Genomic DNA, 6,732 nt, shown 5'->3' on the forward strand with positions numbered 1-6,732 from the left:
AACATCTTCAAGCAATGGCGCGCCTTGGCCACCCGCTACGACAAACTCGCCCTGACCTATCGCGGCGGCGTCGTCCTACGCGCCATCACCATCTGGCTCAAGGCTTTAAGAGACACGCCCTAGTCGCTTTCCAGGAGAACTGGCTCTTCGCGCGGATGGCGAGCGACGTCTTGCCGAGTCTTTCCAGGATGATGATCGGGTTCATCGGCGCTGTGGTCATCGGCGTGGTCGTGGGGTTCGTTCTCGGTCAGGCGCACCGCCTCCAGGCGATGTTCGCACCCGTGCTCGAGTTCCTGCGCGCGATCCCTGCGGTCGCGTTGATTCCCCTCGTCATCATCGTGCTGGGCCTCGACGACACCGCGAAGGTGATTCTGATCACCTTCATCTGCCTCTGGCCCGTGCTCCTCAATACCGAAGCTGCAATCAGAGGAATGGACCCCGGACTGCGCGAGACCGCCCGGGTGTACGGCATCCACTGGTTCCGCTACGAGTTGCAGGTCGCACTTCCCGCGGCAGCTCCGCAGATCTTTGCCGGAATGCGCACGAGTCTTTCGCTCGCGCTCATCATGGTCGTCGTGAGCGAGATGATGGCGGGAGGCAACGGGATCGGCGTCTTCGTTCTTCAGTCGCAGAGGTCGTTCGCGATCACGGACATGTGGTCGGGCATCGTGCTCATCGGGATCTTCGGGTACGTGTTCAACCTGCTGCTCATCGTCGTCGAGAACCGGGTGCTCGCGTGGCACCACGGCGCGAACACCGCCGTGGAGTGACACCGCGGTCGAGAGGACGCCCTCACACCTCGATGCCGCCGCACCACACACGCAGAACGCGACGCGCGGCAGCGATGTCGGTGAGCGGATCGCCGTCCACCAGCACGAGGTCGGCTCGCAATCCGGGGGTGATCGCCCCCCGATCGTCGAGTGAGAACGCGTGCGCGGCCGTCGAGGTGGCAGCGCGCAGCGCTTCGGCTGTTGACAGGCCGGCGTCCACGAGCAGAGCGAGTTCGTCGTGCATGCTCTCGCCGTATGGCGGCATTGCCCGTTCGAGGAGCCCGATGTAGGCGTCTTCGTCGTGCATGCTCTCGCCGTATGGCGGCGATGCCCGTGTGAAGGACCCGATGTAGGCGTCGGTGCCGGCCAGGACCGGAACGCCCGCGGCATGCATCGCGCGCGTGCTCTCGTGGGCGTGTGCATAGCTCACACCGGGAACGCCCGCTGCGGTGAGATTCGCGGCGACGCCTTTCATCATCGTCAAGGTCGGGATGAACACCGTGCCCTGGGCGAGCATCGTCTCAGCCGTCGCATCGTCGAGCGCGCGGTCGAGTGGAGCATGGGTGATCATGTCGGCCCCCGCAGCGAGGCTCATACGCACAGCTTCGTACAGGGCTGCGTGCGCGATGACCTTGAGCCCCCGCGCGTGCGCAGCAGCCACGAGTGCATCGAGCACGTCCTGGGTGGGACCGGGCAGATCGGCGATGATCTTGATGTAATCCACCCCGTCTGCCACCTGCACCTCGACGAACCGCTCCGCCTTGTCGGGGGAATCGACCAGCGCGACGTCCGGATAGGTCGGAATGCGGCTGTGCGTGCTGCCCTGAGATGTCGCCGCCATGCCGGCGGTGCGGAAGTCAGCGACTCCCCTCAGTCCCCGCAACGACTGGAACTGTGATGCGGGCCATGTCGCCATGTCCAGGCCGGTGGTGACACCGTACGTGGCGAGCGTCTCGAGGGACTCGCGCCCCTTCAGGTGCATGTGACAGTCGATCAGGCCAGGAAGGAGCACCGTACCTTCCGCGTTGACGACAGCGGCACCGACGACGACCGCATCCGCTGATACGTCACCGATGCGCCCGTCGGGCTGGACGACGACCGTCGTGGGGGCGCTCAGACTGTGTCCGTCGAAGACCCTGGTGTTCGTGATCGCGGTCGCAGAGACTGCGCCGAGCGTGGAATCCGTCATGAACTGCTCCGTTCGAGGAGATGTAGATACGAGACATTATTGTTCACGGGCTGACTACTCTCCCGCCGACGCGTTGACGGCGGCGAGCTGCTCGTCGGGGGTCATGTTCATGAACGCCTCGAGCATCTCGGGAGTCATCTCGTAGACGGTCGGGAACTGCCCGATCGGCACGACGGAGTGCAGCACCCGGTCGCCGTAGACGTGCACGAGGTTGTAGGACTGGCCGCCGTCCTGGCCGCGGGCACCGGGGTAGGCGACGGCGAGGTCCTGCGTGTAGCAGGTCGCCGACGCGACCGACACGGGCACGCCCGCGAACGTGCTGGTGGTCGAGTAGTGCAGGTGACCGCCCAGGATGCCGCGCACGTCGGTGCCCCGGATGACCTCGGCGAGGCGCTCCTGGTCGCGCAGCTCGACCAGGGCGATGAGCCCGATCGGGCTCGGCACGGGCGGGTGGTGCAGCGCGATGAGGGTGCCGTCGGGCGCGGGGACTTCGAGCTCGCGGCGCAGCCACGCCAACTGCTCGTCGCTGATCTCGCCGTGGTGCTGCCCGGGCACCGTCGAGTCGAGCGCGATGATGCGCAGACCGTTGACGTCGTAGACGCGGTCGACGGGCTCGGACTGGTCGGCCTCCTCGTCGAGCAGGCCGCGGCGGAACGCGACGCGCTCGTCGTGATTGCCCATCACCCAGATCACCTGGGCACCGAGCTTCTCGGCGGCGGGCTCGACGATGGCCCGCAGGCGCTCGTAGGCGTCGGGGCGGCCGGTGTCGGCGAGGTCGCCGGTGAACACGATCGCTTCGGGGCGGGCGTTGGCCTTGGTGAAGCCGTCGAACAGCTCTGCGAGGTTCTTGTCACTGTCGATGCGCTCGTGCAGCAGGTCGCCGTCGCCCACGAAGTGGGTGTCAGAGACATGCAGGATGAAGTGCTCGGGAGCGGGATGCTGGCTCGCGATGTGCGACATGGTGTGTGTTCCTTCCGATCAGACCGCGGTGGCGGCGGGGTCGATGATCACGGCGGTGAGACGCTCGAGCTCGGTGGGGGTGAGTCCGTGGGCGAGGAGGTAGGCGCTGATCGACCCGTGCTCGCGGTCGATGCGCTCGAGCAGCGCCTCGAGCACCTCGGCGGGGCTCTCGGTGATGAGTTCGACCATTCCCGCGGTCAGTTCGATGCCGCGCTGTTCGAAGACGGCGGTCATCGCGTCTGACCACTCGCCGCGCAGGTTCTCGGCGGTGGCGGCGTAGTCGGCCACGACGTCGTCGCGGTCGACCCCGGCGGCGGCGAGCGCGAAGGCCACGACGAGACCGGTGCGGTCTTTGCCGGCGGTGCAGTGCACGAGCACCGCGTCGTCGTCGTCAGCCGCGATGATCACCCGGATCGCGTCGACCAGCTGCGCCCCGCGCTCGTCGACGATGTGGTCGTAGACGGGCACGAGTCCGACGTGCGTGGTGGCCTGCGCGGCCGGGTCGGCGTCGTCGAACACGGGCAGGTGGTGCACGGTGACCTCGAGCCCGTCGACCGCGCTCGGCGCTGTGGCGCGCTCGTCGCCGCCGCGCAGGTCGATGATGTGGGCGACGCCGATCTCGGCCAGCCGGTCGCGACCGGTCGCGTCGATGCGGTGCAGAGCATCTGACCGCAGCAGCTTGCCCCACCGGCTGGTGCCGCCGGCTGCACGGTAGCCGCCGGTGTCGCGCAGGTTGTAGAGGCCGGCCACGGCGTGGCGACGCTCACGAGGCGCCGCGGTCGCGGCATCCGGCGACGAAGCGGCCGCGGCATCCGTCGCCGAAGGCGTCAGGTCGAGGTCGATGGTCATTCGATCAGCCCCTGCGCGCGCTCGGCGGCCTCGGTCATAGTGGCGGCCGGGTCGGCGCCGTAGAAGACCGCGTCTTCGATGGCGGTGGCGAGCACCTGGTCGACCTGGGCGTAGCTGTCGCCGGGGTACGACACCCACGGCTCGAGCGCGTCGAGCTGCTCGAGGTTGGGCTTCACGAGCGGGTTGGCTTCGACCCAGTCATAGAGCGGTCCGCCCTCGTCGGCCATGCTGCTGCGCAGCGGTAGGTACCCGATCTGGGTCGAGATGATCTCGTAGGCGCGGGGGCTGGTCATGAACTGCATGAGCTCCCACGCGGCGGCCTGCTTGGCGGGGTCGGTGGCGAACATCGCGAGGAACGAGCCCGAGTTGGTGGGCACGACCGCCTGGTCTCCGAACGCGGGCAGGGTGTGAGCGTCGAGGGTCCAGCCACCGGCCTCGGCGCCCATCATGAACGCGCCCTGCAGGGCCGAGCTGTTGACGTGGATCGCGGTCTTCCCCTGCGCGAACGCCTCGTACTGGCTGGTGAAGTCCTCGTTGGTGAGCACGCCGTCCTCGTACATCTCGGTGAAGGTCGCGACCGTATCGATCGCGGCGTCCGAGCCGAACTCGATCGTCGTGCGGTCATCGCTCAGCACCTGGGCGCCGTTCGAGAGGAAGAGGCCCTGCATGCACCAGCTGCCGCCGGTGATCACGCACGACGCGCTCATCGAGGGGGCACCGGTGGACTCGGTGATCTGCGCGGCGGCGTCTTCGATGATCAGGTCGATATCACTGACGGCGGCGGTGCTCTTGAAGGAGCGACCGACACCAGAGAGCTGGATCGTTCCCATGAGTCGCCTTCTGCAAGCGACCTGACGAACCGGGGCCTTCCCGCGAAATCCGCTTGCAGAGCTATTGCAATCGAGGAAAGTGAATTTCCTGCAAACGGAGTGTCAACGCCCATCGCCGTGGTCGATAACGTCTGGCACGTCGGATGCCTCGGCGTCGGAGCCGTCGTCGGCGACGATGTCGAGCACCTCTTCGCGCACCGCGAGGCGCGCGCGGTCGGCGGCGTCGCTCATGCGGTCGGCGACGGCGATCTGCAGGGCGTTGAGCACGAGCAGCTGTACGAGCCCGCTGCCGAGAATGCCTTGATCCCACGCCTGGAAGCGCGCACCGGCGACGAGCAGGTGGTCGGCGCGGGTGGTGAGCGGGGTACGGGCGAAGCTCGTGACCCCGATCACGGTGGCGCCGGCGTCGACGGCGGCGTCCGCAACCGCGAGGGTCACCGAGTTGGCGCCACTCGAGCTGACGATGAGGCACACATCACCGGGGGCGAGCACGCGGGCGGTGAGGTGGGCGACCACGCCGTCAGCGGGCGCTTCGCAGGGCCGGCCGTTGACGGCGAACGCGACGGCCGACGCCTGGGCGGCGGCGTGCGAGGCGCCGGTGCCCGAGATCAGCAGGCGCGGCGCGCGGGCGATGGCGTCGGCAGCGGCGTCGAACGCGACCGGGTCGATCGAGGCGAGCGCGGTCTGCAGCATCCCACCCGCCCCTCGGCCAGCCACCGCAGAAAGCCCTCGGTGCCGGCGGGTGCGTCGGGCGCGGCGGTGGCGTCGGCGGCGAGGTCACGCACGAGCAGCATGCGCAGGTGCTGAAAGCTGCGCAGCCCCAGCGCCTGGGCGGTGCGGCTGACGGTGGCCGGCGACGTGTTGGCGGCTTCGGCGAGGTCGGCGCCCGACATGTCGACCACGTCGTGGGGTCGCTCGGCGCAGATGCGGGCGACGCGCTGCGCGCTCGGTACGAGCGACGGCAGGATCGAGAGGATGTGGTCGATGGTTCCGCCGAGCGGCGGCTCGTTGAGGGGCGAGTTCATGTAGCCGGTGATCACCTTTCGGGTTCGCCGCACATCGTATGGGCGCAATGCGACCACGACCCCAACCATAGGTGAACGCAGCGTTCATCGCCTCCGCTATCCGCGAAAGGCAATTTCATGACCTCCCTGCGTCCGCTCGAGCTCCCGAACAGTGCCATGCCCGCAAGGAAGTCGGCCAAGGGTGACTCGACCGAAGACGCCCACCTCGAGCGCCGCGATGGCGCCTACGATGACCGTCCGTGCGAGCCAGAGCCACGTGATCTGTCGATCCCGGCGGTCAAGCGCTCGAACGTTCCGCACGTCGATGTTCCGCTGGCGGGGGCGCCGGGGCAGCAGACACCGGTAACCAACGACGCGAAGAAGCCTGCCACGACGATGACGCCCGCAGCGCGGAACCAGAGGGCGGGGGCGACGCGCGAAACTGATCCTGCTCATGGCCCGATCAGACCGATGGCCACTCAGACGTGAAAGGGGAGACATCGCGCCCGGGCCGAACCGTCGCACGCTGACGTCCCCTCACCGCGCAGTGCCCGCAAGGGGATGGTAGATGGGCGAGCAGTTCTGGGACTCTGGTCGACGATTCTTCAGCTCGCCTGTGGAAGTCCCTGGGACAACGCCTGTCGGATTCTCCAAACAGGAAAACCGCTGAGCTGCGCAATCAAGTCCACATCGAACTCGTGCTCGAAGTAGGCCACCCGCACCGCCCGGATGCGCGACGGATTGTCACCGAAAGCCAGTGTGAACTCGGTGGCGTAGCGCTCCCAGACGCTGAACTCATACCCCGGTGCCGTCACGATGCATTCACCTCATCCCGGGTGCAACTCTCAGGAGTGGTCGCGGTGCTAATGCGATGCTACGACACCCGTGTTAACGCCAGGACACAAGGAGATTCCGGGAAAGCTCGCTACGCACGGTGTGCACCGATACGGGGATGGCCCGCCCGGGGTGCATGGTTCACACCGGGGTGACCAAGGGAATTGGGGGCTCTTCGGACATGCGGTGGGGGTGAGGCTCGCCGGGTGATGGTCGGCGGGTAGGGGTCGAGGTCCCCGAGGATCAGTAGCGCCAACTGCTGATCCATCACGAGGACCTCGACGTGCTTCACCCTA

The 6,732-nt window shown here is 67.6% G+C and carries 9 protein-coding genes; 2 read left to right on the forward strand and 7 right to left on the reverse strand.

Translation table 11 applies throughout. The features are described 5' to 3' along the window. Positions 1–188 precede the first annotated feature (188 nt). Complete coding sequence (locus RR49_RS15750) at positions 189–770, forward strand: ABC transporter permease (protein ID WP_005052801.1); 582 nt, start codon at positions 189–191, stop codon at positions 768–770. Between the two features lie 22 nt (positions 771–792). On the opposite strand, the gene RR49_RS00325 is transcribed toward RR49_RS15750, so the two are convergent. The 6 genes from RR49_RS00325 to RR49_RS15000 all read right to left on the reverse strand — a co-directional run bounded on the left by RR49_RS00325 (position 793) and on the right by RR49_RS15000 (position 5,680). Beyond that, entirely contained in the window at positions 793–1,959 is a 1,167-nt protein-coding gene (locus RR49_RS00325) for an amidohydrolase family protein (RefSeq protein ID WP_045245739.1), read from the reverse strand. Between the two features lie 54 nt (positions 1,960–2,013). Beyond that, positions 2,014–2,919, reverse strand: a complete 906-nt coding sequence (locus tag RR49_RS00330) for a phosphodiesterase (RefSeq protein WP_005052799.1) — start codon at positions 2,917–2,919, stop codon at positions 2,014–2,016. Positions 2,920–2,937: 18 nt separating this feature from the next. Next, positions 2,938–3,768: a tyrosine-protein phosphatase gene (locus tag RR49_RS00335; RefSeq protein ID WP_005052798.1), complete on the reverse strand. Its 831-nt coding sequence runs from the start codon at positions 3,766–3,768 to the stop codon at positions 2,938–2,940. Next, complete coding sequence (locus RR49_RS00340) at positions 3,765–4,598, reverse strand: extracellular solute-binding protein (protein WP_005052797.1); 834 nt, start codon at positions 4,596–4,598, stop codon at positions 3,765–3,767. Before RR49_RS00340 ends, RR49_RS00335 begins: the two co-directional genes overlap by 4 nt. 102 nt (positions 4,599–4,700) lie before the next feature. Then, positions 4,701–5,291: an SIS domain-containing protein gene (locus RR49_RS14995; protein ID WP_005052796.1), complete on the reverse strand. Its 591-nt coding sequence runs from the start codon at positions 5,289–5,291 to the stop codon at positions 4,701–4,703. Continuing rightward, positions 5,207–5,680, reverse strand: coding sequence for a MurR/RpiR family transcriptional regulator (locus RR49_RS15000; RefSeq protein ID WP_164743636.1), 474 nt, complete (start codon positions 5,678–5,680; stop codon positions 5,207–5,209). Before RR49_RS15000 ends, RR49_RS14995 begins: the two co-directional genes overlap by 85 nt. A gap of 60 nt (positions 5,681–5,740) precedes the next feature. On the opposite strand from RR49_RS15000, the gene RR49_RS15540 reads away from it, so the two are divergent. Continuing rightward, a complete protein-coding gene (locus RR49_RS15540) occupies positions 5,741–6,091 on the forward strand; it encodes a hypothetical protein (RefSeq protein WP_005052795.1) in 351 nt (116 codons plus the stop codon). Positions 6,092–6,207: 116 nt separating this feature from the next. On the opposite strand, the gene RR49_RS00350 is transcribed toward RR49_RS15540, so the two are convergent. Beyond that, positions 6,208–6,417, reverse strand: a complete 210-nt coding sequence (locus RR49_RS00350) for a hypothetical protein (protein WP_045245741.1) — start codon at positions 6,415–6,417, stop codon at positions 6,208–6,210. Positions 6,418–6,732 lie beyond the last annotated feature (315 nt).

The organism is Microbacterium ginsengisoli, from assembly GCF_000956535.1.
Lineage (GTDB): Bacteria > Actinomycetota > Actinomycetes > Actinomycetales > Microbacteriaceae > Microbacterium > Microbacterium ginsengisoli.

Excerpts from the sequence above, each read along its gene's own strand:
- RR49_RS15750 (WP_005052801.1), top strand. The coding sequence starts at position 189 with ATGATGATCGGGTTCATCGGCGCTGTGGTCATCGGCGTGGTCGTGGGG.
- RR49_RS00325 (WP_045245739.1), bottom strand. The coding sequence starts at position 1,959 with ATGACGGATTCCACGCTCGGCGCAGTCTCTGCGACCGCGATCACGAAC.
- RR49_RS00330 (WP_005052799.1), bottom strand. The coding sequence starts at position 2,919 with ATGTCGCACATCGCGAGCCAGCATCCCGCTCCCGAGCACTTCATCCTG.
- RR49_RS00335 (WP_005052798.1), bottom strand. The coding sequence starts at position 3,768 with ATGACCATCGACCTCGACCTGACGCCTTCGGCGACGGATGCCGCGGCC.
- RR49_RS00340 (WP_005052797.1), bottom strand. The coding sequence starts at position 4,598 with ATGGGAACGATCCAGCTCTCTGGTGTCGGTCGCTCCTTCAAGAGCACC.
- RR49_RS14995 (WP_005052796.1), bottom strand. The coding sequence starts at position 5,291 with ATGCTGCAGACCGCGCTCGCCTCGATCGACCCGGTCGCGTTCGACGCC.
- RR49_RS15540 (WP_005052795.1), top strand. The coding sequence starts at position 5,741 with ATGACCTCCCTGCGTCCGCTCGAGCTCCCGAACAGTGCCATGCCCGCA.